Raw genomic sequence first — 22,618 nt, 5'->3', positions numbered from 1 at the left:
CAACGTTGTCTCGGCTTCCGGCAGGTAAATGACGCCAAAGCCACGTCGCGCGCGGGTTTGAGACGGTTTACCGCTTGTCGGGAACTTTTACATAGAGGGCTGAAACCTTCCGCAGGTGCTTCGGACTAACCTTCAGCGGCGGGCTGCTATAAGCTGTTACGGCTTTTCTTACATTTTCTGGAGTTACCGGCATGCAATTGGGAATCGTGGGACTGGGTCGCATGGGTGGGAATATTTCACGACGCCTCATGCGTAACGGCCATCACACGGTGGTATACGACCGCAACGCGCAAGCCGTGCAAGCGCTCGAGCCGGAAGGCGCCAAGGGGGCGCACAGCCTGGAAGACCTCGTCGCCAACCTCGAGCGGCCTCGCGCGGTATGGGTAATGCTGCCCGCCGGCGCGCCGACCGAGGACACCATCAATGAACTGGCCGGCCTGCTCGAGCCGGACGACGTGATCATCGACGGTGGCAACACCTTCTACAAGGACGACGCCCGCCGCGCCAAGGCCTTGCTGGAGAAACAACTGCACTACGTGGACGTCGGCACCTCGGGTGGCGTCTGGGGGCTGGACCGCGGCTACTGCATGATGATCGGCGCCGAGACGGCTGTTTTCGAACGCCTCGAGCCTCTGTTCGAAACGCTCGCGCCGGGCGTGGGTGAAATCCCGCGTACCAAGGGCCGCGAAGCCGAGCACATTCGTGCCGAAAAGGGCTATATCCACGCAGGCCCTGCTGGCGCTGGGCACTTTGTGAAGATGATTCACAACGGCATCGAGTACGGCATGATGCAGGCCTTCGCCGAAGGCTTCGACATCCTCAAGACGAAGAATTCGACCCAACTGCCGGAAGACCAGCGTTACGACCTGAACCTGGCCGACATCGCCGAGGTATGGCGCCGGGGCAGTGTGGTGTCCTCCTGGTTGCTGGACCTCACCGCTGACGCGTTGGTGTCGGACCCCGAACTTGCCGGTTACTCAGGCTCGGTGTCCGACAGCGGCGAAGGCCGTTGGACCATCGACGCAGCCGTGGAACAGGCTGTTCCGGTACCGGTGCTGGCCAGTTCGTTGTTCGCGCGCTTCCGCTCCCGTCAGGAAGCCACCTATGGCGACAAGATGTTGTCGGCCATGCGTTTTGGCTTCGGTGGTCACATCGAAGTGAAGAAGTAGTTCCAACACCCGGGTTGTGGCGGCGCGCCACAGCCCGGGTGACTTGCCGTTGCTCGCGCCACTGGCCGTGCAGCGTATGCCCATCAGCGCTGGAGACAGCTGTATGAAGCGAGGCAAAACCACGGCCGAGCCGGCACCCCCGGCTACCCTGTTTCTCTTTGGCGCCCATGGCGACCTGGTAAAACGCCTGCTGATGCCGGCGGTGTACAACCTGGCCCGTGATGGGCTGCTGGACCCCCACCTGCATATCGTGGGCGTTGACCACAACGAAGTCGGCGATGCCGAGTTCGCCGAACGTCTCAAGTCTTTCATCATCGATCAGGCCCGTGCCCGCCACCCTGAGCAAGCCGAAGACACCATCATCGATCCTGCTGTGTGGGAGCCCCTGGCCAAGCGCATCAGCTACGTGACCGGGGACTTCACCAACGACGAAACCTACCAGACCCTGGGTCGCACCCTTCAGGCCACCGGCACAGGCAATGCCGTGTTTTACCTGGCGACGTCGCCGCGGTTTTTCACCGAAGTTTCACAGCGCCTGGCGCGTGCCGGCCTGCTCTATGAACAGCCCAATGCCTACCGGCGTGTGGTTGTGGAGAAACCGTTCGGCTCCGACCTTGAAACCGCCCAGGCGCTCAATACCCAGCTGCTGGACGTGATGAGCGAGTCCCAGATCTACCGGATCGACCATTATCTGGGGAAGGAGACCGTGCAGAACATCATGGTCAACCGCTTCTCCAACGGTATCTTCGAGGCCTTCTGGAACAACCATTACATCGATCACGTGCAGATCACTGCGGCCGAAGCCGTGGGGGTGGAAACCCGCGGTGGGTTCTATGACAGCATTGGTGCGCTACGGGACATGGTCCCCAACCACCTGTTCCAGTTGCTCGCCATGGTTGCGATGGAACCCCCAGCTGCATTCGGGGCGGACGCCGTGCGCGGCGAAAAGGCCAAGGTGATCGGTGCCATCCGGCCCTGGACGACCGAAGAAGCGCTCGCCAACTCCGTGCGCGCGCAGTATGCGGCCGGGGACAAGGGCATGAAGGGTTACCGCGAAGAGGATCGTGTAGCGCCCGACAGCCGCACCGAAACCTACGTGGCCCTCAAGGTGATGATCGATAACTGGCGCTGGATGGGCGTGCCCTTCTACCTGCGTACCGGCAAGCGGCTGAGCGTGCGGGACACCGAGATCGCCATCTGCTTCAAGCCGGCGCCTTACGCGCAGTTCCGCGATACCAACGTGGACTACATCAAGCCCAACTTCCTGCATATGCAGATCCAGCCTGACGAAGGCATGTGGTTCGACCTGCAGGCCAAGCGCCCAGGCCCGGCCCTGATAATCGACAACGTGAAGCTGGGCTTCGCCTACAAGGATTTCTTCCAGATGCAACCCTCGACCGGCTACGAAACGTTGCTATACGACTGCTTCATTGGCGACCAGACGTTGTTCCAGCGTGCGGACAATATCGAGAACGGGTGGCGGGCCGTGCAGCCGTTTCTGGATGCCTGGCGCGAGCAGGGCGGCTTGAGCGAGTACCCTGCCGGCAGCGATGGCCCGGCGGCCGCGGATGAATTGCTGGCCCGTGAAGGCCGTACCTGGCATTCCCTCGGATGAGCGCGCCAATCAGGCTGGTCCTCAGCGACATGGACGGCACCTTGCTGCGCCGCGATCACAGCCTCACGCCAGCCGTGGTGGAAGCCGTACGGAAACTCCAGGCGGCCGGCGCGACTTTTACTCTTGCCAGCAGCCGCCCACCGCGGGCGATGCTCGAACAGGCCCGCTTGCTGGGCGTGACCGTACCGATCGCCGGCTTCAACGGGGGCAACCTGGTGTACCCGGACGGCCGCTTGCTGGAAGCGCACACCATCGCCCCCGAAGCGGTGAAGGCGGCATTGGCCTTCTTCGCCGAGCACCCGGTAGACGTATGGCTGTTCGCAGACGGCGACTGGCTGCTGAAAAACCGGGACGCGGCGCATCTGGAAACGGAACGGCATGCCCTGGGCTATGACGCTGTTCAAGTAGCCGATTTTGAGCCCTACCTGGACCGGGTGGACAAGATCGTCGCCACCACTGCGGACCACGCGCTGCTGGAACAGCTCGAAGCGGCAATTCAGCCAGTGCTCGGTGGCAAGGCACATGCCGCACGCTCCCAGCTTTACTACCTGGACATCACGGCCCTTGAAGCGGACAAAGGCAAGGCGTTGGCCCGGCTGGCGCGGCACCTGGGCGTGCCGTTGGAGCAAACAGCGGTGCTGGGCGACGGGCATAACGACGTGGCGATGTTCGGGGTAGCGGGCCTGGCGATTGCGATGGGCCAGGCCAGTGCCGATGTACGCGAGGCATCGGATGTAGTCACTGATAGTAACGAGCAGGACGGGGTGGCCACCGCGATCGAACGGTTCATTCTGCCGCGCGTGCTCCGGTGACCCGGCCGGTAGCGATTGCTATAGTCCGCGCTCCATAACAACAAGGACCTGGCGATGACCGAGTACAGCGCGTTTCGCGTAGAGCGACGAGGGGCGGTCGCCCATGTGGTGATCAACCGGGCGGAAAAGCGTAATGCGATGAACGATGCGTTCTGGGTGGAGATCGAACAGATATTCGACACCCTGGACGCCTCCGATGACGTGCGCGCGGTGGTACTCAGCGGCGCCGGCGAACATTTCAGCGCCGGTATCGACCTGGCGATGCTCGCCCAGGTCGCTGCCGAGCTGGGGCCTGATGTTGGCCGCAACGCACGCTTGCTACGGCGCAAGATCCTCGCGCTTCAGGCCGCCTTGACCGCAGTAGAGCGCTGCAGCAAACCGGTACTTGCCGCCATCCAGGGCTACTGCATTGGCGGCGCGGTAGACCTGATCGCCACGTGCGACATGCGTTACTGCAGCCAGGATGTTCGCTTTTCGATCAAGGAAGTGGACATGGGGATGGCGGCGGATGTGGGCACCTTGCAACGCCTGCCGCGCATCATCGGCGACGGCATGCTGCGAGAACTGGCGTACACCGGGCGCGAGGTCCGCGCTGAAGAAGCATTGCGGCTGGGCCTGGTGAATCAGGTATTCGCCACGGCGCAGGCGCTGGAAGAGGGCGTGTTCGCTGTTGCGCAGCAGATCGCGGAGAAGTCGCCGCTGGCGGTGACAGGCACCAAGCGCATGCTGAGCTACATGCGCGACCATTCGGTGGAGGATGGGCTTGAATACGTGGCCACCTGGAACGCGGCCATGCTACAGGGAAGCGACCTCAGGGTGGCATTGGCTGCGAGCCTGAGCAAACAGGCCGCGCGCTTCGAGGATTGACCGCACGGCATTACCAGGATTTTTGACCATGGCGCATCGCTGGACTACCGCAGTATTGGATACCGAACCCACCGGGGGCTGGGCCGTGGCCCGAAGCCCCGAGGGCTTCATGTTCGACAGCAAGGGTGTGTTGTTCGCCCGTGACTGGCTCAAAGGCCTGGGCCTGCCGATTCTGTTCGAGCATGGCATAGGTTACCTGGACGATCAGCCGGTGTACTTGCTGGAGTTCGAAGGCCCTGTAGTGGTGAGCAATTGCCAATGGCAAGGGCTGCGGCAGTTCATGCTGCAGACCGACTTCGAGCATTACCGCATGCTTGCCTATGCCGCGCAGATCGGCACCTGGGCACGCGAGCACCGCTTCTGCGGCAGCTGTGGCAAGCCCATGGTGCAGGTGCCCGGTGAGCGGGCCATGTACTGTGACCGCTGCGAGCTGCGTGCCTACCCGCGCATTTCGCCCAGCATGATCGTGCTGATCACCCGAGGCGACGAGGTACTGCTGGCACGGTCGCCGCGGTTCGTCACCGGCGTGTACAGCACCCTGGCCGGCTTCGCCGAGCCGGGCGAAAGCGCCGAGGAATGCGTGATCCGCGAGGTGCGGGAAGAGGTGAGCCTGGAGGTGCGTAACATCCAGTACATGGGCAGCCAGTGCTGGCCATTCCCCCACTCGATGATGCTGGGCTTCCATGCCGAGTACGCCAGCGGGGAGATCATTCCTCAGCTGGATGAGATCGAGGACGCCCGCTGGTTCCGCATCGACGCGCTGCCGCCACTGCCGGCGTCGCGCTCCATCGCGCGCTATCTGATTGACCTGTATGTTGCGCGCCGGTCAGGCTTGCCCGAACCAGTGCTGCCAGGCTAGCCGTACGGTCAGCGCCAGCACCACGGTAATGAATACCGGGCGAATGAAGGCCGCGCCGCCGTTGATGGCGGTGCGGGCGCCCAGGAACGCACCCACCATCAGGCTGATGCCCATGGTAAGGCCGATGATCCAGTCCACCTGCCCCGAAGCGATGAACACTGCCAGCGCGGCGGCATTGCTGACGAAGTTCATGCTGCGCGCCACACCGCTGGCCTTTACCAGATCAATGGGATAGAGCAGCAGGCTGCTGACCGTCCAGAACGCACCTGTGCCCGGCCCCGCCACGCCATCGTAGAACCCGAGCCCAAGCCCCTGCGGCGCTTGCCATTTCTTGCGCACCGGTGCGTTGCTGTCCAGCGGCGCCTTGGGCGTGCCGCCGAACAACAGGTAAAGCCCACAGGCAAATACGATCACCGGCAGCATTTTATTCAACCACTCGGCCGGCAGGTAGTGAGCCACGCCAGCGCCAAGCAGTGAGCCTATCCCGGTGCATACCAGCGCGTGCACCCATTGCCGGGGCTGGAACAACTTGCGGCGGTAATAGGTGAAGCTGGCGATGCCTGAACCGAACGTGGAGCTGAGCTTGTTGGTGCCGAGCACCAGGTGCGGGGGCAGGCCGGCGGTAAGCAGGGCAGGCGTGGTGAGCAAGCCACCCCCGCCAGCGATGGCATCGATGAAACCGGCAAGGAACGCCACCCCGGCGAGGATGGCCAGGGTGGTGGGGGCAACGCTGAGATCGAAAGGCATGGCGCGCTACTGCGTCGGAACGGGGTGCGCATTCTAGCTTGAATCGACATGGGACCGGGCGCGGAGCCCGGGAATGTCGAATAAAGTTTCACAGCTGCCGGCCATGCCGCAGCCGTGAGTAGCACCCGCAGCTGCTCAGGCCAGATACCCGCCATCCACATTGAGCGCTGTGCCCGTGGTGTAGCTGGAAGCGGCGCTGGCAAGGTACAGCACCGCGCCGGCCATTTCCGTGGGCGCCGCCACGCGCCCCAGCGGAATGTGGGTAAGCGCCTGGGCCAGAATCTTCTCGTTGCTCACCAGCGCCGACGCGAATTTGGTGTCGGTGAGCCCTGGCAGCAGTGCGTTGCAACGAATGCCCAGGGCTGCGCATTCCTTGGCGAACACCTTGGTCATGTTGATCACCGCCGCCTTGGTGATCGAATACACCCCCTGGAACGCACCAGGCGATACCCCATTGATCGACGCTACGTTGATGATGCTGCCGCCGCCATGGGTACGCATCAGCTTGCCCGCTTCCACCGACATGAAGAAGTAGCCGCGAATGTTCACGTCCACGGTTTTCTGGAACGCCGCGATGTCGGTGTCCAGCACATGGCAGAACTGTGGGTTGGTGGCGGCATTGTTGACCAGCACGTCCAGCCGGCCGAAGCGCGAGCGGATGGTCTCGAAAGCCTGCTGAATCTGCTCAGGCTCGCCGATATGGCACGCCAACGCCGTGGCCTGGCCACCCTGCGCGACGATCGCGTCGGCCACCGCCTGGCAGCCCTCGAGCTTGCGGCTGGAAACGATCACGTGGGCGCCTTGGGCCGCCAGCAGCCGTGCAATGGCTTCCCCAATGCCGCGGCTGGCACCAGAAACAAAAGCGACTTTGCCGCCAAGGTCAAATAGATCGGTGGGCATGCAACCTCCTCTCAAAGGGTAGAACGGCCGATCACCTGCAGGCTCATCTGCTCGAGCAAGGCGTTCATGGCGATGAATTGAGCGAACCGCGGATCGCGGGTCTGCCCATGGAAATAACGGTAATAGATTTGCTGGACGATCCCGGCCAGGCGGAACAGCCCCTGGACGTAGTAGAAGTCGAAGTTGCCCACGGTGAGGCCCGAGCGCTGCGCGTAGTACGCGACCATTTCCGAGCGGGTAAGCATGCCGGGGGCATTGCTGGGCTGGCGACGAGTGAGCTGCACCGCGTGTGGATCGTCGGCTTGCACCCAGTACGCCAGGCAATTGCCCAGGTCCATCAGCGGGTCGCCCAGGGTGGCGAGCTCCCAGTCCAGTACGCCGGTGATGCGCATGGGGTTGGCAGGGTCGAGAATCACATTGTCGAAGCGATAGTCGTTGTGGATCAGGCTGGCCCGGCCACTGTCGGCGGGGCGCTTGTCACGTAGCCAGTCCATCACTGGCGTCCACACCGGGGCATCCGGTGTGAGCGCATTGGTGTAGCGCTCGCACCAGCCTTCGACTTGCCGCTGCACATAGCCTTCGGGGCGGCCGAGGTCTTCCAGGCCACAGGCTTTGTAGTCCACCTGATGCAACTCCACCAGGCGGTCGACGAAGCTCTTGCACAGGGCAGTGGTCGCGTCGGCATCCAGGCCCAATTCCGGTGGCAGGTCTTTGCGCAGGATGACCCCGCGTAACCGCTCCATCACGTAAAACTGCGCGCCGATGACGCTTTCGTCGGTGCAGAGCAGTACTGGCCTGGGGCAATAGCTGAAACTACGGCTGAGCTTATCCAGGATGCGGTATTCGCGCGCCATGTCGTGGGCGCTGCGGGCTTTGTGACCGAACGGCGGGCGCCTTAACACCAGCTCCCGGTCCGGGTAGGCAAGCAGGTAAGTAAGGTTGGACGCGCCACCGGGAAACTGGCGGATCGTGGGTGCGCCGTTGAGGCTGGGCAAGTGCGCCTTGAGAAGGGCATCGACAGCGGCGCCGTCGAGTGCTTCGCCTTCACGCAAGCTGATGGTCTGATCAGTGAGCGCCATGCGGATCCCTTAGGTAAATGGCTCTTGGCTGGCAATCTAATTGCGCAGGTTTGCCGGGACAAGACTAGCAGGCGTGTTATCAGTGAAGCTGTTGGCGGGGCATACAGAACAGATAATGCCCGGGGGTACGATCACCCCCGGGCGGTGTCGCTTTAATTCAGGCCGAGCTTGCCACGCAGGGTGGAAAGGTCTTCAGCCAGGGTGTTTACCGGGCCGATCATGGCCTTGCGGTCACGTTCCTTTACCTTGTCGTAGGTTTCAAAGCCACCGTCCTTGGTCTTGTACTTGGCCAGGATGGTTTCCACGGTGGCGAAGTTCTTGTCCACCTTGGCAACGAACGCCTTGTCCTGCTTCTCAATTTGCGGGCGGAACAGCTCGACGATCTTCTTGGCGCCGTCCACGTTGCCCTGGAAGTCATACAGGTCGGTATGGCTGTAGCGATCTTCTTCGCCGGTCACCTTGGTGGCGGCCACTTCTTCAAGCAGCGCCGCGGCGCCACCCACTACTTTTTCCGGCGGGAAGGTCAAGCCGTCGATGCGGGCCTGAAGGTCTTTCACATCCTTGACCAGCTGATCGGCGAAGCCTTCGTAGCCTTTGGTGGTGTTCTGGTCGAATAGGCCGTATTCGATACGGTGGAAGCCGGTGAAATCATCCGCCGTCACGCCTTGCTCGTGGTCGTCCACGCGTGAGTCGATGGAGGCATCCAGGTCGCTGAACAGTTCGGCGATGGGTTCGATCGCTTCATAGTGTACGCGCGTAGGTGCGTAGAGCTTTTTTGCCGTCGCCAGGTCGCCCGCCTTGACCGCATCGGTGAACGCCTGGGTTTCACTGACCAGCTTGCCGACTTCTTCGGTGACGTAGATCTTGTAGTCGGAAGTCGGCTGTACCAGGTCCAGGCCTGCCGGCGTGGCGGCAAAAGCCGGGGCGGCGAGGGCGGTCATGGCAATCATGGACGCGAGCAAGGTTCGTTTCATGTGATGCATCCCCAGGGTCAAGTAGTGGTGTTGTTGTAAGGCGAAGCGAGCAGCGCGCGGCCGATGAAGTCCTCGGCGTTGCGCACCCCCGGCAAGGTGAAGAAATACCCCCCACCGGTGGGTTTGAGGTATTCCTCCAGCGGCTCGCCGTTGAGCCGGCGTTGAACCGTGATGAACCCTTGCTCCAGGTCGGCCTGATAGCAGATGAACAGCAGCCCCATGTCGAGTTGGCCGTTCTTGTTCACGCCATTGGAGTAGTTGAACGGCCGGCGCAAGATCAGGTTCGCCTCGCTGCCTGGCGTGCGTGGGTTAGCCAGGCGTATATGCGCGTCAAGGCGAGTGAGCTTGCCTTCCGGGTCCTTGCTGTAGTCGGGGAGGGCAAACTCATCGCCGCCTTGCATGGGCGCGCCGCTGGCCTTGCGGCGGCCGAAGATACTCTCTTGCTCCTGCAGCGGGGTGCGGTCCCAGCGCTCCACGAAGTTGCGGATGACGCGCACCACCTGGTAGCTGCCTTGAGCAGCCCAGGCAGGCTCGTCACCGCCCGGCTGTACCCACACGAGGCGATCCATGGCCTGGGTATCAGTGGAGTCCGGGTTGGCGCTGCCATCGCGAAAGCCCAGAAAGTTACGCGCGTTCTGTGCAGGCTCGCCCGGCTTGGTCGGCGCCTGGGGCGGGACCGAACCCTCCTGCTTCCAGCGCACGAACAGCAGGTCTGGCAATGCTTTGATGATGTCCCGCAAGGCATGAATGTTGGTATCGGGCGTGTTGGAGCAGAACTGCAGGCTGAGGTCGCCGTGGCAGCGATCCTCCTCCAGCGCGTCGTTGGGAAAGCCCACCATTCGGCTCAACCGTTTTGGTTTGAGCGCCTCCAGCCCGTAGCGGTCATCGAACAGCGAAGCGCCCACGGACACCGTGATAGTGAGGTTGTCCGGGCTTACCACTGGGCCAAGAATCCCGGAATCGGCCGGCGGCAGTTTCGGGTCCAGGTTGTCCACAGGGCCCCCACGAGTGAGCAACCGAATACGCTCGTCCAGGGTGCGGAACAGGCGCTCAAGGTCGTTGCGATCGTTGGCGAGCACGTCGAACGCCACGACCATGCCCGCGGCAGGGCGTGGCGTAACGATCCCGGCCTGGTGCACGCCTTCATAGGGGTGGCGGTCTTCGGTGCGTTCGCTTTTCGGCGCCTCGGTCACCTTGCCTTCGTTGGCTTGCGCCATCATCGGGCAGCCCAGGCCGCTGCCAGCGAGGGCGGCACCCGCGGCGCCCAGGCCAAACAGCACCCGGCGGCGTTCAAGGGAGGGGAGGTGGCGTGTATCGGTCATTGCATGTATGCCTTCAGAGATCGGACAGGCCAAGGGCCGGATCGATGCCATCCAGGGCGTCGGCCAGATCGCGGGCGCGATCGGCGATTGCCTGGCGCTGCGTCTGGGTGAGTTGGGTATAGGCAGGCCATTGGCCGTCGCTGCGCACCGCCTGCAACGTGTCATTCAGGGCTGCGCTGGCGTTATCGATGCGGTGCTGCACGTCAGGGGCGGTTTTTTCCACCAGAGGGCGCATCAGCGAAACAACCTTGTTCGCCCCCTCCAGGTTGGCGGCGAAGCCATTGAGGTCGGTGTGGCTGTAGCGCTCTTCCTCGCCGTTGAAGCGGTGGTCGGCCAGGCTGCGCAGGTTGCGCGACACCATGGCCACCAGTTGCTCGGGCGGAATCGGCTGGGCGAGCAGCTGGGTTTTCAGCAGGGTTACATCAGCCAACAGCTTGCGAGCGATGGGTGCCAGCGGCTGAGCAGCCTTGGCGCTGGCATCGAACAGTTCATACTCCAGCCGATGGAAGCCTGCGAAGGCTGGGTCCTGCTCGCGGTGTTCGTAGTAGTCAGCCCGGGCATCGATGGCATTGTTCAATTCGGAGAAGCGTTGTGCTGCGCCAGCAATGCGTTGATAAGTCGCCCTGGCTGGCGCATACAGTTCGCGCGCCTTGCTGAGGTCTCCGGCATCGATAGCCGCGGACAAGGCAGTGACTGCCGCCACCAAGGCTGTGCCCTGCTGGCTGAGGTACACCCGGTACTCGGACAGCGGGCCAATAAAGGTAGTGAGCGAAGGACGCGCCTTGGCGCGGGCGTCGGACTCTGCGGTAGCCGTAACGGTCAATGTGCCACGGGGGTTGCTGAGCAGGCCGCAGGTGATCGCGTAGTGGCCGGGTTCAAGGCTGGCATTGATGAGTTGGCTCATGCCAGGCGCGATGTTTTCCCGCTCCTCGAGTACCAGCACGCCATCGAGGATTTCCCATTCCACGGCACGGTCGGAGGCATTCACGATACGGAAGGCGGCCTTGCCCGCCGGCACGCTCAGCGCGGCGGGCTCACAGCTGTGGTCGTGGATAGTGACAACGGTTTCCTGGCCGGCATGGGCCTTGCGTTTTTCGTTGGCTACTTGCGAGGCGTAATAGAACAGGCCGCCAGCGGCGATCATCAGGATCACCGAACCGGCTACGGCCACGCGCATGAGGCGTGGCGGCCGAGGAGCAGATGTGGGCATGAAGAACCTTAGGAATGGCTTACAGTGGGTGCGGTGTTGCGGGCGGGGCGCACCGGTGCGAAAAACAGCGCCAGCGCGATCACCAGGTAGCCGGCCCAGGCGCCCAGCGTGCTGACGGTGGGCGTGTCCTGGTAGCCGAACATGCCCGCCAGCACCGCGCCGGCAGGGCTGTCGACAGGCAGTTGCGCGCTCCAGTCGAACACCACGTGCTGCAAGCCGTTCCATACGCCGGCTTCATGCAAGGCCTGCACGGAATTCGCCAGGATGCCCGCTGCCACCGCCAGGATGAACAGCCCGGTCCAGCGGAAGAACCGCGACAGGTTCAGGTTCAGGCTGCCGCGGTACAGGGCGACCCCCACGGCCACCGCAACCATCAGCCCCAGCAGCGCGCCTAGCGGGGCGCCAGTGCCCTCGCTCTGCTGAAACACGGCCAACAGGAAGAACACGGTTTCCAACCCCTCGCGGGCTACGGCGAAGAACACCATGGCGATCAATGCAAAAACCTGATTGCGCGAGCCGGCCAGCGCTGTGTCGAGGGATGCATGAAGCGTGTGCTTGATCGAGCGCGCCACCTTGCGCATCCAGAACACCATGGAGCTGAGAATGCCCACCGCCAGCAGCCCGATCACCCCTTCGAACAGCTCTTGCTGCTTTTGCGGAAATTCAGCGCTGGCCAGTTCCAGGCCACCACCGGCCAGCAACGCTACGGCCACGGCGAGGAATACACCCACCCATACGGCAGGCATCCATTCGCCACGGCCCGTTTGCTTGAGGTAGCTGGCGATGATGCCTACGATCAGCGCGGCTTCGATGCCTTCGCGCAGCATGATCAGGAATGGAACGAGCATTAAGCACCGCGTCAATAAAGAATGAGATTGCGTTTTGTAACATAATGAGACTCATTATTGAACGTGCGTTCCAGCATGTTTCATGAAGCTGTCATGTTCACCGACGGTCGGCGCCCTGCGCTCGGTATTCCGGCAATTGGGCCCGCGCTATTGCTGCATGCTGCTCACGCCCGTAGACTCCCGCCCCTTATTTGATTTTACCCGTCGCCCGGCACCGCTGGTGCGACCGGCCAACGATCCGTCTCACGCAGGTTTATCGAGATATCAATGACGAAGGAAAAGTTGCTGGCCATGCCGGCCGATGACTACATGAACGCCGAACAGCAGGCTTATTTCACCAAGCTGCTGCAAGCCATGAAGGTCGAAACCCAGGCACGTATCGACGAGAGCCGTATTGCGATCGAAAGCCTGGACTCCCCGGCCGACCCGGCGGACGCTGCCTCCGTGGAAGAAGAACGCCACTGGCTGGTAAATGCCATCGAGCGCGACCAGCGCCTGTTGCCGCAACTGGAGCAGGCACTGGGGCGTATCGCCGAGGATACCTTCGGCTGGTGCGAAGACAGCGGCGAGCCTATCGGCCTCAAGCGCTTGCTGATCAGCCCCACTACCAAATACTGCATCGAAGCGCAGGAGCGCCACGAGCAGATCGACCGGCATCAGCGCCAGGCCTGATCCCGCCGCCTGGGTGCCAGTCATCGAGTGAGACGAAGGCAGCATGGCTGGCAACGCGACGATAGACCAAGATGGGGAAAGCCAATAATAAGCCCCAGCAGGAGTCGCAGGCATGAACCTTCCCGGTGCAGTGCAGGGTTTGTCGTCTACCCCGGATAGCCCCTCGGTCCCGGCCCGGCCATGGCGCCGGGCCCTGTTGCAAAGCCTGTTGGTGCTAATGGCCGTCGTTGCCAGTGAGCTTGCGGGCTTCGCTCCGGCCATCACCGGGCTGCTGGCGCTGGTTGCACTGTGGCTGCCAGTGCTGCCAGCCGGCAGGTCCGCCCCGGCTACGCCCGTCGCGGCCGCACCCATGGCCACCCTTACGCGCGACCTTTCACGCGCCACAAGCCATAACGCCCTTTCTGCGGCCGGGGTCGCCTGGTCGGTTCGCCTGCTGGCCGGCAGGGTGCAATCACAATTGGCTGGCGCTGCCCGCATCGTTGGCAGCGCCGAGGCCATGATCCGCACCGAGCACCTGGCCAGTACCTTTAGCGAGCAAGCCCTGGCGGCGTCCTCCCAGGCCCGCCAGAGCAGTGCCAGCGGCCGCGGCGTGCTGGCACAGTCCATCCAGCGGATGCATCAGCTTAGCGAACGGGCGACTGCCAGCCGCGCGTCCATCGAGATGCTCAGCCAGCGCAGTGAGGATATCCAGCGTGTGGCGCTGGTTATTCAGTCGATTGCCAGCCAGACCAACCTGCTTGCCCTCAATGCCGCCATCGAAGCCGCCCGCGCCGGGGAGCACGGGCGCGGTTTCGCGGTGGTGGCCGACGAGGTGCGAAGCCTGGCCGGGCGCACCGCCACGGCTACGGAAGAGGTGGGCAAGATGGTTGGCGAGATTCAACAGCGTACCGCTGACGTGATGGAGCAGATTGCCTTGCTCAGTGACGACCTGCGCCAGGGCGTGGAACAGGTAGAGCACACGGGCAGCGAGCTGTCACGGATTGCCGAGCTATCAGAGGGCGTGGAGCGTCAGGTGCAGACCATCGCCGAGGGCGCCCGCGGGAATCAGCAGCAGCTGGAAGCCTTGTTCGAAGCTATCGCCGGCATGCGCGAAGATTTGGCCATCAGCGACGAACAAACCCGAGCGCTGGCGCAGGCTGCGGAAAATATGGAGCGGCAGGCGGAGGTGATCAGCGAGCGCCTGGCGGAAGTGGGGCTGGATGACTATCACCAGCGGGTGTACAGCCTGGCGCTGGAAGGTGCGCGTGCTATCGAGCAGCGCTTCGAGCAGGACCTTGCCGCCGGCCGTATCAGCCTCGATGACCTGTTCGATCGCCAGTATCGGCTGATTCCGGGCACCACACCGCCCAAGTATCAGACCCGCTTCGATCGTTATACCGATGACACCCTGCCCTCGATCCAGGAACCATTGCTCAAGCGCCATGAGGGGATGGTGTTCGCCATCGCCTGTACGCCAGAGGGCTATGTGCCTACTCATAATCAGGCCTTCAGCCGGCCGCCAATGGGTGACCCGCAACAGGACATGGTGTATTCACGCAGCAAGCGCAAGTTCGACGACCGCACCGGTATCCGCTGTGGCAGCCATCAAAAGCCGCTATTGCTGCAGACCTATACCCGGGATACGGGAGAATTGATGCACGACCTTTCCGTGCCGATCATGGTGCAGGGTCGCCATTGGGGAGGGTTGCGCCTGGGGTACAAACCCCAGGCGGCAAGGGGGTAGGCGCGGTCAAACGGCCGGAGGAGTGGCCTGCTGGTTGGCGTCGTGGTGCAAGCGGGTATTGAGCTCATCGACCCACATGGCTTCTTCTCCATCTGCCATGATCGATTCCTTCAGCAGGGCGGCCTGGGAGTCGTTCCAGAATTCGGCCTCTGACACCTTTACGTCGGCTGGAAGTTGGTGTTCGTCGATGAACTTGTCTATTTCCGGCCCGCTGGTACCCAGGCCGAGTTGGGCGAACAGGCTTTCCAGGTCGTGATGGACGTCTTCCATTGGGGGCTCCGATTCAGGTTCTGTAAACACGGTTACGTCGCTGGATTTGAACCCCGTATGTTGCGCGGAGTTCGCCCTTTTCGTGACTGTTTTCGACAATGATCGGAAAGGGCTTTTCTTTACCGGGGGTTTTGGCAGAGAATCCCGGGTTACCGGCAACCGCTTCAGAGGGATGATCCATTCGCGATCGTTGCCCATCTGCCGGGCCATTTGTTCATGTCAGGGCTTTGCCCCGTATTTTCATGGTCGGCTGCATGCTGGCCACAAACCGGAAGTGACCGGTTCTACCATCGGGTTGAGGATCTTTCGTTGGCAGTCAGCAATCTGGATATGCACGCTCTTTTTGTTCTGGGCGATTTGCGCGCTAAGTTGGTCAAGTTATTTCAATCTCGTTTTGTCTACATCACCGAACAGTCCGCCGACAGCCTTTACATGGCTGAAGTGGATACCGAAACCGCTCTTGTAGTCGATGACAAGCCAGGTTTGCAGTTGAAAGTAGGCGATCATTTTCGCGCTGCCGTGCTGCCAAGCCGCGAAGGCGGCAAGTTCGAGATCAAGTTCCGCGACCTCAAGTTCACCATCTATGGCCTTGGCGAATACGCCTTCGTGCAAACGCCCATGGGCAACGGCGTGGTGCTCCGCCAGGGCCAGAGCGTAATGCTGGTGTTCGCGGCCAACGAGCAACTTGTGGGAGGGCTGACCAAACCTCTCAAGGCTGCAGTGGCCAAGGCAGCCAAATGGCGAGCCGGTGAGCTCACGTTCAAGGCAAGCGAGCAGTAAGCGCAGCGTTTGGCGCAACCTCGGCTAGGCTGTGGCTGTCATCTGCCTACAGCCCAGGAGGTACCCATGAAACGACTCCATAGAACCCTGGCGGGGTTCTGCGCCGCGCTTGCGTTCGGTTATCTGTCGAGCGCCAGCGCCAACGACACCGTCCGGTTCGCTGATCTGAACTGGGAAAGCGGTAGCCTCATTACCGAAATGCTCCGCTATGTAGTGGAGAAGGGCTACGGCCTGCCCACCGAAACACTGCCCGGTACCACGGTTACCCTGGAAGCGGCCCTTGCCAGAAACGACATCCAGGTGATCGCCGAGGAGTGGGCTGGCCGCAGCCCGGTGTGGAACGACGCCGAAGCCAAGGGCCAGGTCAAAGGCCTGGGCGATATCGTGAAAGGCGCCACCGAAGGCTGGTGGGTGCCGGCCTACGTGATCAAGGGCGACCCCGCCCGGGGTATCAAGCCGCTCGCGCCGGACCTGCGTAGCGTGACGGACCTCGCGCGGTACAAGGACGTGTTCAAGGATCCGGAGAGCCCCGGGAAGGGGCGTTTTCTCAACAGCCCCACCGGCTGGACATCCGAAGTGGTGAACGGGCAGAAGCTCAAGGCCTATGGCCTGACCGACAGCTTTACCAACTTCCGGGCAGGCTCCGGCGCGGCCCTCGACGCCGAAATCAGCTCCTCGGTAAAACGGGGCAAGCCAGTGCTGTTCTATTACTGGAGCCCCACGCCACTGCTCGGCCGTTATGACTTCATTCAACTGGAAGAGCCGCCGTTCGACGCCGAAGCCTGGAAGACCCTCACCGATGCCAGCAACCCTAGCCCGCGGCCCACGCGGTCTTTGGCCTCGAAGCTGTCGGTGGGCGTTTCCGCTGCATTCGAGCAGGCGCACCCGGAAATCAGCGCCTTCCTTGCCAAGGTAGACCTGCCCATTACCCCGCTGAACCAGGCGCTGGCGACCATGAGCGAGAAACACCTCGAGCCGCGCAAGGTGGCGGCCGAGCTGCTCAAGGCTCATCCCGAATGGCTTCAAGCCTGGCTGCCCGCGGACATCGCCAGCAAGGTTCAGGGCACCCTCTGATCCCCTGTTTCACCAGCCCCCGCGCGCCCTGGCGCGGGGGTTCCATCGCCATACCGTTGCGCGAGCAATAGCCACTATCAAACCCGGTGATTTTTCTGTGAACGAGCGCGGGCTTAGCCTGAGCTCATTCCCGAAACGTAACCGCCCGATGGGGCTGGAGGTTCCCATGAAACGCTCGCTGCTGCTGATTCCGCTGATGTCCGTTGCCATTCTGGCCGGTTGCACCACCGCTGGCCCTGAAACCCGCCCGTATTCCGCTGAAGAGCGCTTCGAGCTGTCCATGGAAGCTCTGAACAGGCAAGGGTTGCCTTTCGATCAATACGTTCAGGCCCGGGCCAAGCTGGTCCGCGGGCAGAACGCCAATGCTACCGGCCTGGCTCAAGATGCTGTGCCAGCCGCCCAGGCAGGCCGCGAAAGCTGAGGTACAGGCCTTGTCAGGAATACACTGCCGAATGGTGCGGGTAGTTTTCCAGACGAGAGCCGATGACCATTTCGCTGATCCAGTTGGTCAGAATACTGCTGTAGGCCTTCTGGCAGGCTTCGCTGGTAAGGGCATGATCGCTGCCATCGACAATACGATGGGTCAGCGAGTGAGCGCCGACGAAGGCGGAGCGATAGCTCATGAGGGTGGTGTGCGGCACGTAGTCGTCATGCTCTGACTCTACCAGCAAGACATCGCCAGCAAATTCGGCGCATGCGGCAAGGGCGCGGTTGTCGGCCGGAGTGAGCACAGTACGACGGTAATGGGCCAGGCCTTCCCGGTTCAATGCAGACTTGGGCACGTCCCACTCCTTGTCCCAATACAAGGCAGGCACCCGAAGGGCCAGCCAACGAACCTTGCGTTGCGCGGTCAGCAGGGCAGCCAGGTAACCGCCGTAACTGCTGCCGACAACGGCGATGGAGTTGGGATCTACATCCGGGTGGCTGACCAACCTGTCGTATGCAGTCAATACATCCTTAAGGTTTTGTTCCCGATTCACCGTCTGACGCTGGCTTTCGGTTCGCGCATGGCCGCGCAAGTCGAAGGTCAGGCATACACAGCCCAAGCCTGTTATGCCTTTGGCGCGGCCAAGGTCGCGCTGCTGGCTGCCGCCCCATCCGTGTACGAATAAAATGCCAGGTAGCTTCGGGCTGGGGCTCAACAGGGTGCCGGCGATGCTTTGATCGTCGACGGTGAGTTCGATGGGTTCACTCACTATGGCCATAGGGTCGGATCCGTGCGTATTTTGTAATGAAGCCTACTGCGGCGTCATCGCCCTGGAAAAACAGCTTGGCGCCTTCGGGCACACTGAAAGGGCCGAACACTTCGTGGGTGGAGGCGATCACCTTGTGCAACGTCGGGTCCTGCTTGAATGCCAACAGGGCGAGGATTTCCGCGCTGCTGGCGCCGCCCACCCGCCACGACTGCTCCAGCACGCCGCTCAGCCGACGGCCGTCTTGGGTAGTACCCACCGCAATGTCGTAGTTGCGCCTGGAGGCAAAAAAGCCGGGGTAGCTCTTTTCCACGGCCTGTTCATAGGCCCGAGCCTGACGTATCGCTGTTTTCAGCGCAGGCGCCAGGTTGTCTTGCAGCAGGGCGTCATAGTCGCCCCGGTAAACGTTGAGGTCGGAGCCGCCGTAGACCCATTCACCCTGGTTGTCTTCGGTCAGCCGTTGGGTGCCGTAATAGCTGGCTGTCTGACCTCCCACGCGTACTTGCCCGACGCTGAAGGTTTCGACATCTGTAAGGTTTTCTTCAAGCACCAGGCCCCAGTCGTTCAGCTCGTTTTCATCCATGGGTGCCAAGGCCCTTTCGAGCGCCGCGAGAGAGTCGATCACTTGTTGTCCTCGGCCCGCCGTCGCCCGTACCGGCTTGAGCCGGAATGCTGCCTGTTCGAGCATGGAGCGGCCCGCACGTACCGCGTCAGCCTTACTGAAAACAGTCCATCCCGGCAGCAGCGCATCGCCTGCCACCCGTGCAAATCCAGGCTGCCAAGTGGAAGGCGCCTGGCTGTCGGGATATAAAGGATGGGAAATTGCCTTGGTGGCGATGAAAGGGTCACTTACCCAGCCGCCGAAGAAATCTGCCTGCGAGTGCACATTCAACTGCATCGCGGCCTCGCCTGTGAGGGTGCGAGCAGGGAGGTAGTACGTACGAGGTGTGGGGGTGTCGTCCGTCTGTAACACCCGCGCAGGCCGGATGCCCAGTAGGTCGCATAACATTGCGGCAAGCTTCTGGTGAACGTCACGTTCGTGTTGCGGGGTGGCCGTATCGCCCGCCAGAAGCTTCACCGCATCATAGGCCGAGACTGCATTCATGGTCGGCTTCCGCATCAGGAGGCTTTGTGCAATGCGTCTATCAGGGCCTGCTTGTCCATTGACGAGCGGCCGGGAATATTCTTGCTACGGGCTTCGGCCATCAGTGAGGCTTTCGTCTGCGTGGCGAGCGAGCCGTTGGATGAGCGCGATTCACCCTTGCGGCTCGCCGCAGCGCGCTCCGCGCTGTCATGTCGGGCGCGGGATTTCGCCTTGGGGCTGGTACTTTTGCCGCTGCCGGACTTTTCCCCGCCGCCGGACTGCTTGTTGACCGTAGCCCAGGCACGCCCTTCGGCTGCCTTTGCGGGTACTCCCTTGGCCTCATACTGCTTCTCGATGGCTGCAGCCTTGTCTTTTTGTTTGTCGGTGTATTTGTCTTTGCTTCCACGGGGCATGATGCACCTCCAGCTTGACGAAGTCGGAACACTAACGCGGGCCTGAACGGCCATCCTCTCAAGTTATGAAGAGCGCAACCGCCGGAAGTTCAGCGTCAACGCCTGGGCCCTGACTTGCCGCTGATGCCGGGCGTGCCGCATGATTGCTTCTTTATTCATGGTGCTGGAGCTTCAATGACATCCTCTTCTCGCCCTCACGGCTCGGTTCCTGATCGCATTGCCGCCGTTCGCGCGCTGCTGGAACGCGAGCGTGTGGATGCCTTACTGGTACCGTCGGCCGACCCTCACCTGTCCGAATACCTCCCGGGCCATTGGCAGGCGCGCCGCTGGCTCTCCGGCTTCGAAGGCTCCGTGGGTACGTTGGTGGTCAGTGGTGCGTTTGCCGGGCTGTGGGCAGACAGCCGGTATTGGGAACAGGCTGAGCGGGAATTGAACGGTAGCGGCATCAGCCTGATGAAGCTGCAACCGGGTGCCCCCGGCCCACTGGATTGGCTTGCCGAGCATGTACCCAATGGCGGCAGCGTTGCGGTGGATGCTCGTGTGCTGGCGTTGCAGGCCGAGCGCAGCCTGAGGCAAAAGCTTGAGCCCAATGGCATTCAATTGCTGGGTGGGCGCGACTGGATCGCCGAGGTGTGGACCGACCGGCCAGCGTTGCCCGGCAAGCCCGTGGTTGCCCATGCGGCGCCTGAGGCCACCGAGGCCTTGACCAGCAAATTGCGGCGGGTACGCCAGGCGATGGCCGAGGCCGGGGCGAATGCTCACTTCATTGCCACTGTCGACGATATCGCCTGGCTGTTCAATGTGCGCGGCAGTGACGTGAGTTACAACCCGGTGTTCCTTGCCTTCGCGATGGTGCTCGAAGACAACGCGGTGCTGTGGGTAGGGCAGGGCACAGTCGCTCCCCCTTTGCAGGCCATGCTGGCCGCCGATGGAGTGGAAGTACGGGATTACGACCAGGTGATGACAGACCTGGCGGGGTTGGACCCTGAGACGTCCTTGTTGATCGACCCGGCAAGGGTCACCGCGGGTCTGGTCGCCAAGCTGCCCAACTCGGTCCGGCTGATTGAGCAGATCAACCCCAGCACCTTGTTCAAGGCGTGCAAGAGCGAAGCGGAGCTGTCCCATGTACGGGAAGCGATGGAACGGGACGGCGCTGCGCTTTGCGAGTTTTTCGCCTGGCTGGAGAGCGCGCTGGGTAACGAAGTAGTGACCGAGGTGACCATCGACGAGCAGCTGATTGCCGCACGTGCGCGTCAAGCCGGCTACGTATGCCCCAGTTTCGCGACGATCGCGGCCTATGGCCCGAACGGCGCGTTGCCGCACTATCGCGCCACGCCATCGTCACATTCGATCATTGAAGGTGATGGCCTGCTGCTGATTGATTCAGGTGGCCAGTACTTGGGGGGTACCACCGATATCACGCGCATGGTTCCGGTTGGCACTCCCACCGAGGAGCAGAAAGCAGACTGTACTCGCGTGCTGCAAGGCATGATGGCACTGTCCGCCGCGCGCTTCCCTGAGGGCATACTCACGCCGCTGCTGGATGCGATCGCGAGGGCGCCGCTTTGGGCAGACAACGTCAACTACGGTCACGGCACCGGCCATGGGGTGGGCTACTTCCTCAATGTGCATGAAGGCCCTCAGGTCATCGCCTATCAGGCCGCGCCCGCGCCTCATACGGCGATGCGAGAGGGCATGATTACCTCCATCGAGCCAGGCACGTATCGGCCAGGTCGCTGGGGTGTGCGCATTGAGAACCTGGTAGCGACCCGGGCGGCGGCGCGGAGTGAGTTCGGTGAGTTTCTGCAGTTCGAAACCCTGACCTTATGCCCCATCGACACCCGTTGCCTGCTACCGGAGCGCCTGACACCGCATGAGCGCGAGTGGCTCAACCGGTATCATGCCCAGGTGCGCGAGCGCCTTGCCCCGAGGGTGAACGGCGATGCCTTGGCCTGGTTGACTAGCCGCACAGCCGCAGTGTGAGGCCTTGCCCTAGTCAGCCGCCGCTACCGCGGTTGGCTGGCGCGGCAGAGTGAGCGTTGCACCCGCCGAGGCGGCGATAATGGCAGCGATCGCCAGCCATTGGTTCAAGGTAAGCGCCTCGCCCAGGAACAGCAGCCCGGACAGCGCGCCAATCGCGGGCTCCATGCTCATCAGGATACCGAACGTACGCGCAGGCATCCGGGTGAGCGCAACCATCTCCAGGCTATAAGGAAGTGCCGTCGATAAGATGGCTACGCCGATGGCGGCAGGGAGGATCGACAGATTCAGCAGCGCAGCCCCGGCGGAGATAACACCGAACGGCGCGATACAGATGGCAGCCAGGGTAACCCCAAGCGCCGCGGTCTGAATGCCATGGGCGGCCCCGGCTTTCTGCCCGAACACTATATAAAGCGCCCAACATGCACCGGCCGCCAATGCGAACAGCGCGCCGGTGGGGTCTACCGCTCCGGCACTGGCGGCACCTGGTACCAGCAGTAGCAGGCCGGCCAGCGCCAACCCTACCCAGCAGAAGTCCACTTTGCGCCGGGATGACATTACCGCTACCGCCAATGGGCCGGTGAACTCCAGCGCGACGGCAATACCCAGTGGAACCGTGCGCAACGACATATAGAAGAGGAGATTCATCCCCCCCAGCGCCAGGCCATAGACAAAGACGTGGCGAAGCCCGTGAAAGGACATCTTCGTTTGCCAAGGGCGCAAGGCGATCAGCAGGATGACAGCGGCGAATACCAAGCGAACGGCGGTCGTACCCGGCGCGCCTATCAACGGGAACAGCGATTTTGCCAGTGAGGCGCCAGACTGTATGGAAGCCATGGCTATCAAGAGAAGGCCAATGGGGAACGCAAGCGTACGGAGAGAGGCGGGGGAGGGCATGACAATCCTGAAACAGAGGGCAGCTGTGCATGATCCTGCAAGGCCTCAGCCACGGCAACGGGCTTTATTGCCGGTAGGTGTTAAATAAGTGTTGACGCCCTCTCGAAAGCCCTTATAATGCGCCCCACTT

At 62.3% G+C, this 22,618-nt stretch carries 23 protein-coding genes; 11 read left to right on the top strand and 12 right to left on the bottom strand.

Annotated features, from left to right (window positions below; all coding sequences use genetic code 11):
- The first annotated feature begins 191 nt into the window (after positions 1–191).
- From gnd to nudC, 5 genes are all read left to right on the top strand, one after another.
- On the top strand, positions 192–1,169 hold the full coding sequence (gene gnd, locus LG385_RS12805; RefSeq protein ID WP_225774595.1) for a phosphogluconate dehydrogenase (NAD(+)-dependent, decarboxylating): 978 nt from the start codon (positions 192–194) through the stop codon (positions 1,167–1,169).
- Between the two features lie 103 nt (positions 1,170–1,272).
- The gene (gene zwf, locus LG385_RS12800; RefSeq protein ID WP_225774594.1) at positions 1,273–2,784 is read left to right on the top strand and encodes a glucose-6-phosphate dehydrogenase; all 1,512 of its coding nucleotides are present in this window, start codon (positions 1,273–1,275) and stop codon (positions 2,782–2,784) included.
- Positions 2,781–3,596 carry an HAD family hydrolase gene (locus LG385_RS12795; RefSeq protein ID WP_225774593.1) on the top strand — a complete coding sequence of 272 codons (816 nt, stop codon included), beginning with the start codon at positions 2,781–2,783 and terminating at the stop codon, positions 3,594–3,596. The genes zwf and LG385_RS12795 overlap by 4 nt, the downstream gene beginning before the upstream one ends.
- A 54-nt stretch (positions 3,597–3,650) precedes the next feature.
- A complete protein-coding gene (locus LG385_RS12790) occupies positions 3,651–4,463 on the top strand; it encodes a crotonase/enoyl-CoA hydratase family protein (protein WP_225774592.1) in 813 nt (270 codons plus the stop codon).
- A gap of 28 nt (positions 4,464–4,491) precedes the next feature.
- Positions 4,492–5,322: an NAD(+) diphosphatase gene (gene nudC, locus LG385_RS12785; RefSeq protein ID WP_225774591.1), complete on the top strand. Its 831-nt coding sequence runs from the start codon at positions 4,492–4,494 to the stop codon at positions 5,320–5,322.
- On the opposite strand, the gene LG385_RS12780 is transcribed toward nudC, so the two are convergent.
- From LG385_RS12780 to efeU, 7 genes are all read right to left on the bottom strand, one after another.
- Positions 5,290–6,069 carry a TSUP family transporter gene (locus LG385_RS12780; RefSeq protein WP_225774590.1) on the bottom strand — a complete coding sequence of 260 codons (780 nt, stop codon included), beginning with the start codon at positions 6,067–6,069 and terminating at the stop codon, positions 5,290–5,292. The genes nudC and LG385_RS12780 overlap by 33 nt on opposite strands.
- Before the next feature lie 135 nt (positions 6,070–6,204).
- The gene (locus LG385_RS12775; protein ID WP_181115809.1) at positions 6,205–6,969 is read right to left on the bottom strand and encodes an SDR family oxidoreductase; all 765 of its coding nucleotides are present in this window, start codon (positions 6,967–6,969) and stop codon (positions 6,205–6,207) included.
- Between the two features lie 11 nt (positions 6,970–6,980).
- A complete protein-coding gene (locus LG385_RS12770) occupies positions 6,981–8,048 on the bottom strand; it encodes a phosphotransferase family protein (RefSeq protein ID WP_225774589.1) in 1,068 nt (355 codons plus the stop codon).
- Positions 8,049–8,200: 152 nt separating this feature from the next.
- Entirely contained in the window at positions 8,201–9,022 is an 822-nt protein-coding gene (efeO, locus tag LG385_RS12765; RefSeq protein WP_225774588.1) for an iron uptake system protein EfeO, read from the bottom strand.
- A gap of 17 nt (positions 9,023–9,039) precedes the next feature.
- A complete protein-coding gene (gene efeB, locus LG385_RS12760) occupies positions 9,040–10,344 on the bottom strand; it encodes an iron uptake transporter deferrochelatase/peroxidase subunit (protein ID WP_225774587.1) in 1,305 nt (434 codons plus the stop codon).
- 13 nt (positions 10,345–10,357) lie between these two features.
- The gene (gene efeO, locus LG385_RS12755) at positions 10,358–11,554 is read right to left on the bottom strand and encodes an iron uptake system protein EfeO (RefSeq protein WP_225774586.1); all 1,197 of its coding nucleotides are present in this window, start codon (positions 11,552–11,554) and stop codon (positions 10,358–10,360) included.
- Positions 11,555–11,562: 8 nt separating this feature from the next.
- Complete coding sequence (efeU, locus tag LG385_RS12750) at positions 11,563–12,402, bottom strand: iron uptake transporter permease EfeU (protein WP_225774585.1); 840 nt, start codon at positions 12,400–12,402, stop codon at positions 11,563–11,565.
- A 267-nt stretch (positions 12,403–12,669) separates the two neighbouring features.
- Here efeU and LG385_RS12745 point away from each other — a divergent pair, with 267 nt between their 5' ends.
- Together LG385_RS12745 and LG385_RS12740 are read left to right on the top strand one after the other, a co-directional pair.
- The gene (locus tag LG385_RS12745) at positions 12,670–13,074 is read left to right on the top strand and encodes a TraR/DksA family transcriptional regulator (protein ID WP_181115795.1); all 405 of its coding nucleotides are present in this window, start codon (positions 12,670–12,672) and stop codon (positions 13,072–13,074) included.
- 112 nt (positions 13,075–13,186) lie between these two features.
- Positions 13,187–14,797 carry a methyl-accepting chemotaxis protein gene (locus tag LG385_RS12740; RefSeq protein ID WP_413247325.1) on the top strand — a complete coding sequence of 537 codons (1,611 nt, stop codon included), beginning with the start codon at positions 13,187–13,189 and terminating at the stop codon, positions 14,795–14,797.
- A 6-nt stretch (positions 14,798–14,803) separates the two neighbouring features.
- On the opposite strand, the gene LG385_RS12735 is transcribed toward LG385_RS12740, so the two are convergent.
- Positions 14,804–15,067, bottom strand: coding sequence for a DUF2789 family protein (locus LG385_RS12735; RefSeq protein WP_181122540.1), 264 nt, complete (start codon positions 15,065–15,067; stop codon positions 14,804–14,806).
- 309 nt (positions 15,068–15,376) lie between these two features.
- Between LG385_RS12735 and LG385_RS12730 the strand changes: the two genes are divergently transcribed.
- The 3 genes from LG385_RS12730 (at position 15,377) to LG385_RS12720 (ending at position 17,342) form a co-directional block, all read left to right on the top strand.
- A complete protein-coding gene (locus LG385_RS12730; RefSeq protein ID WP_225774584.1) occupies positions 15,377–15,847 on the top strand; it encodes a hypothetical protein in 471 nt (156 codons plus the stop codon).
- A gap of 66 nt (positions 15,848–15,913) precedes the next feature.
- Positions 15,914–16,921 carry an ABC transporter substrate-binding protein gene (locus LG385_RS12725; RefSeq protein ID WP_225774583.1) on the top strand — a complete coding sequence of 336 codons (1,008 nt, stop codon included), beginning with the start codon at positions 15,914–15,916 and terminating at the stop codon, positions 16,919–16,921.
- Positions 16,922–17,087: 166 nt separating this feature from the next.
- Positions 17,088–17,342: a hypothetical protein gene (locus LG385_RS12720; RefSeq protein WP_225774582.1), complete on the top strand. Its 255-nt coding sequence runs from the start codon at positions 17,088–17,090 to the stop codon at positions 17,340–17,342.
- A 13-nt stretch (positions 17,343–17,355) separates the two neighbouring features.
- Here the strand turns inward: LG385_RS12720 and LG385_RS12715 are convergent, their stop codons facing one another.
- From LG385_RS12715 to LG385_RS12705, 3 genes are read right to left on the bottom strand one after another with little or no spacing between them, the layout of a single operon-like run.
- On the bottom strand, positions 17,356–18,126 hold the full coding sequence (locus LG385_RS12715) for an alpha/beta hydrolase family protein (RefSeq protein ID WP_225774581.1): 771 nt from the start codon (positions 18,124–18,126) through the stop codon (positions 17,356–17,358).
- A complete protein-coding gene (locus LG385_RS12710; protein WP_225774580.1) occupies positions 18,110–19,219 on the bottom strand; it encodes a DUF3182 family protein in 1,110 nt (369 codons plus the stop codon). Before LG385_RS12710 ends, LG385_RS12715 begins: the two co-directional genes overlap by 17 nt.
- A gap of 14 nt (positions 19,220–19,233) precedes the next feature.
- A complete protein-coding gene (locus tag LG385_RS12705; protein ID WP_225774579.1) occupies positions 19,234–19,611 on the bottom strand; it encodes a termination factor Rho in 378 nt (125 codons plus the stop codon).
- 174 nt (positions 19,612–19,785) lie between these two features.
- Here LG385_RS12705 and LG385_RS12700 point away from each other — a divergent pair, with 174 nt between their 5' ends.
- On the top strand, positions 19,786–21,594 hold the full coding sequence (locus LG385_RS12700; protein WP_225774578.1) for an aminopeptidase P family protein: 1,809 nt from the start codon (positions 19,786–19,788) through the stop codon (positions 21,592–21,594).
- A gap of 9 nt (positions 21,595–21,603) precedes the next feature.
- Here the strand turns inward: LG385_RS12700 and rhtA are convergent, their stop codons facing one another.
- Positions 21,604–22,488, bottom strand: coding sequence for a threonine/homoserine exporter RhtA (gene rhtA, locus LG385_RS12695; RefSeq protein WP_225774577.1), 885 nt, complete (start codon positions 22,486–22,488; stop codon positions 21,604–21,606).
- Positions 22,489–22,618: the final 130 nt, after the last annotated feature.

The organism is Pseudomonas sp. Marseille-Q5115 (genome assembly GCF_916618905.1).
Lineage (GTDB): Bacteria > Pseudomonadota > Gammaproteobacteria > Pseudomonadales > Pseudomonadaceae > Aquipseudomonas > Aquipseudomonas japonica_A.
This window is presented reverse-complemented; position numbering and strand designations above follow the sequence as displayed.

What these genes read in the sequence shown, in the direction of transcription:
- LG385_RS12780 (WP_225774590.1), bottom strand. Translation starts at nt 6,069, where the DNA reads ATGCCTTTCGATCTCAGCGTTGCCCCCACCACCCTGGCCATCCTCGCC.
- LG385_RS12710 (WP_225774580.1), bottom strand. Translation starts at nt 19,219, where the DNA reads ATGAATGCAGTCTCGGCCTATGATGCGGTGAAGCTTCTGGCGGGCGAT.
- LG385_RS12735 (WP_181122540.1), bottom strand. Translation starts at nt 15,067, where the DNA reads ATGGAAGACGTCCATCACGACCTGGAAAGCCTGTTCGCCCAACTCGGC.
- LG385_RS12775 (WP_181115809.1), bottom strand. Translation starts at nt 6,969, where the DNA reads ATGCCCACCGATCTATTTGACCTTGGCGGCAAAGTCGCTTTTGTTTCT.
- LG385_RS12720 (WP_225774582.1), top strand. Translation starts at nt 17,088, where the DNA reads ATGAAACGCTCGCTGCTGCTGATTCCGCTGATGTCCGTTGCCATTCTG.
- LG385_RS12795 (WP_225774593.1), top strand. Translation starts at nt 2,781, where the DNA reads ATGAGCGCGCCAATCAGGCTGGTCCTCAGCGACATGGACGGCACCTTG.
- LG385_RS12705 (WP_225774579.1), bottom strand. Translation starts at nt 19,611, where the DNA reads ATGCCCCGTGGAAGCAAAGACAAATACACCGACAAACAAAAAGACAAG.
- gnd (WP_225774595.1), top strand. Translation starts at nt 192, where the DNA reads ATGCAATTGGGAATCGTGGGACTGGGTCGCATGGGTGGGAATATTTCA.
- rhtA (WP_225774577.1), bottom strand. Translation starts at nt 22,488, where the DNA reads ATGCCCTCCCCCGCCTCTCTCCGTACGCTTGCGTTCCCCATTGGCCTT.
- efeB (WP_225774587.1), bottom strand. Translation starts at nt 10,344, where the DNA reads ATGACCGATACACGCCACCTCCCCTCCCTTGAACGCCGCCGGGTGCTG.
- nudC (WP_225774591.1), top strand. Translation starts at nt 4,492, where the DNA reads ATGGCGCATCGCTGGACTACCGCAGTATTGGATACCGAACCCACCGGG.
- LG385_RS12745 (WP_181115795.1), top strand. Translation starts at nt 12,670, where the DNA reads ATGACGAAGGAAAAGTTGCTGGCCATGCCGGCCGATGACTACATGAAC.
- LG385_RS12740 (WP_413247325.1), top strand. Translation starts at nt 13,187, where the DNA reads ATGAACCTTCCCGGTGCAGTGCAGGGTTTGTCGTCTACCCCGGATAGC.
- zwf (WP_225774594.1), top strand. Translation starts at nt 1,273, where the DNA reads ATGAAGCGAGGCAAAACCACGGCCGAGCCGGCACCCCCGGCTACCCTG.
- LG385_RS12700 (WP_225774578.1), top strand. Translation starts at nt 19,786, where the DNA reads ATGACATCCTCTTCTCGCCCTCACGGCTCGGTTCCTGATCGCATTGCC.
- LG385_RS12715 (WP_225774581.1), bottom strand. Translation starts at nt 18,126, where the DNA reads ATGGCCATAGTGAGTGAACCCATCGAACTCACCGTCGACGATCAAAGC.
- efeU (WP_225774585.1), bottom strand. Translation starts at nt 12,402, where the DNA reads ATGCTCGTTCCATTCCTGATCATGCTGCGCGAAGGCATCGAAGCCGCG.
- LG385_RS12790 (WP_225774592.1), top strand. Translation starts at nt 3,651, where the DNA reads ATGACCGAGTACAGCGCGTTTCGCGTAGAGCGACGAGGGGCGGTCGCC.
- efeO (WP_225774586.1), bottom strand. Translation starts at nt 11,554, where the DNA reads ATGCCCACATCTGCTCCTCGGCCGCCACGCCTCATGCGCGTGGCCGTA.
- LG385_RS12725 (WP_225774583.1), top strand. Translation starts at nt 15,914, where the DNA reads ATGAAACGACTCCATAGAACCCTGGCGGGGTTCTGCGCCGCGCTTGCG.
- LG385_RS12770 (WP_225774589.1), bottom strand. Translation starts at nt 8,048, where the DNA reads ATGGCGCTCACTGATCAGACCATCAGCTTGCGTGAAGGCGAAGCACTC.
- efeO (WP_225774588.1), bottom strand. Translation starts at nt 9,022, where the DNA reads ATGAAACGAACCTTGCTCGCGTCCATGATTGCCATGACCGCCCTCGCC.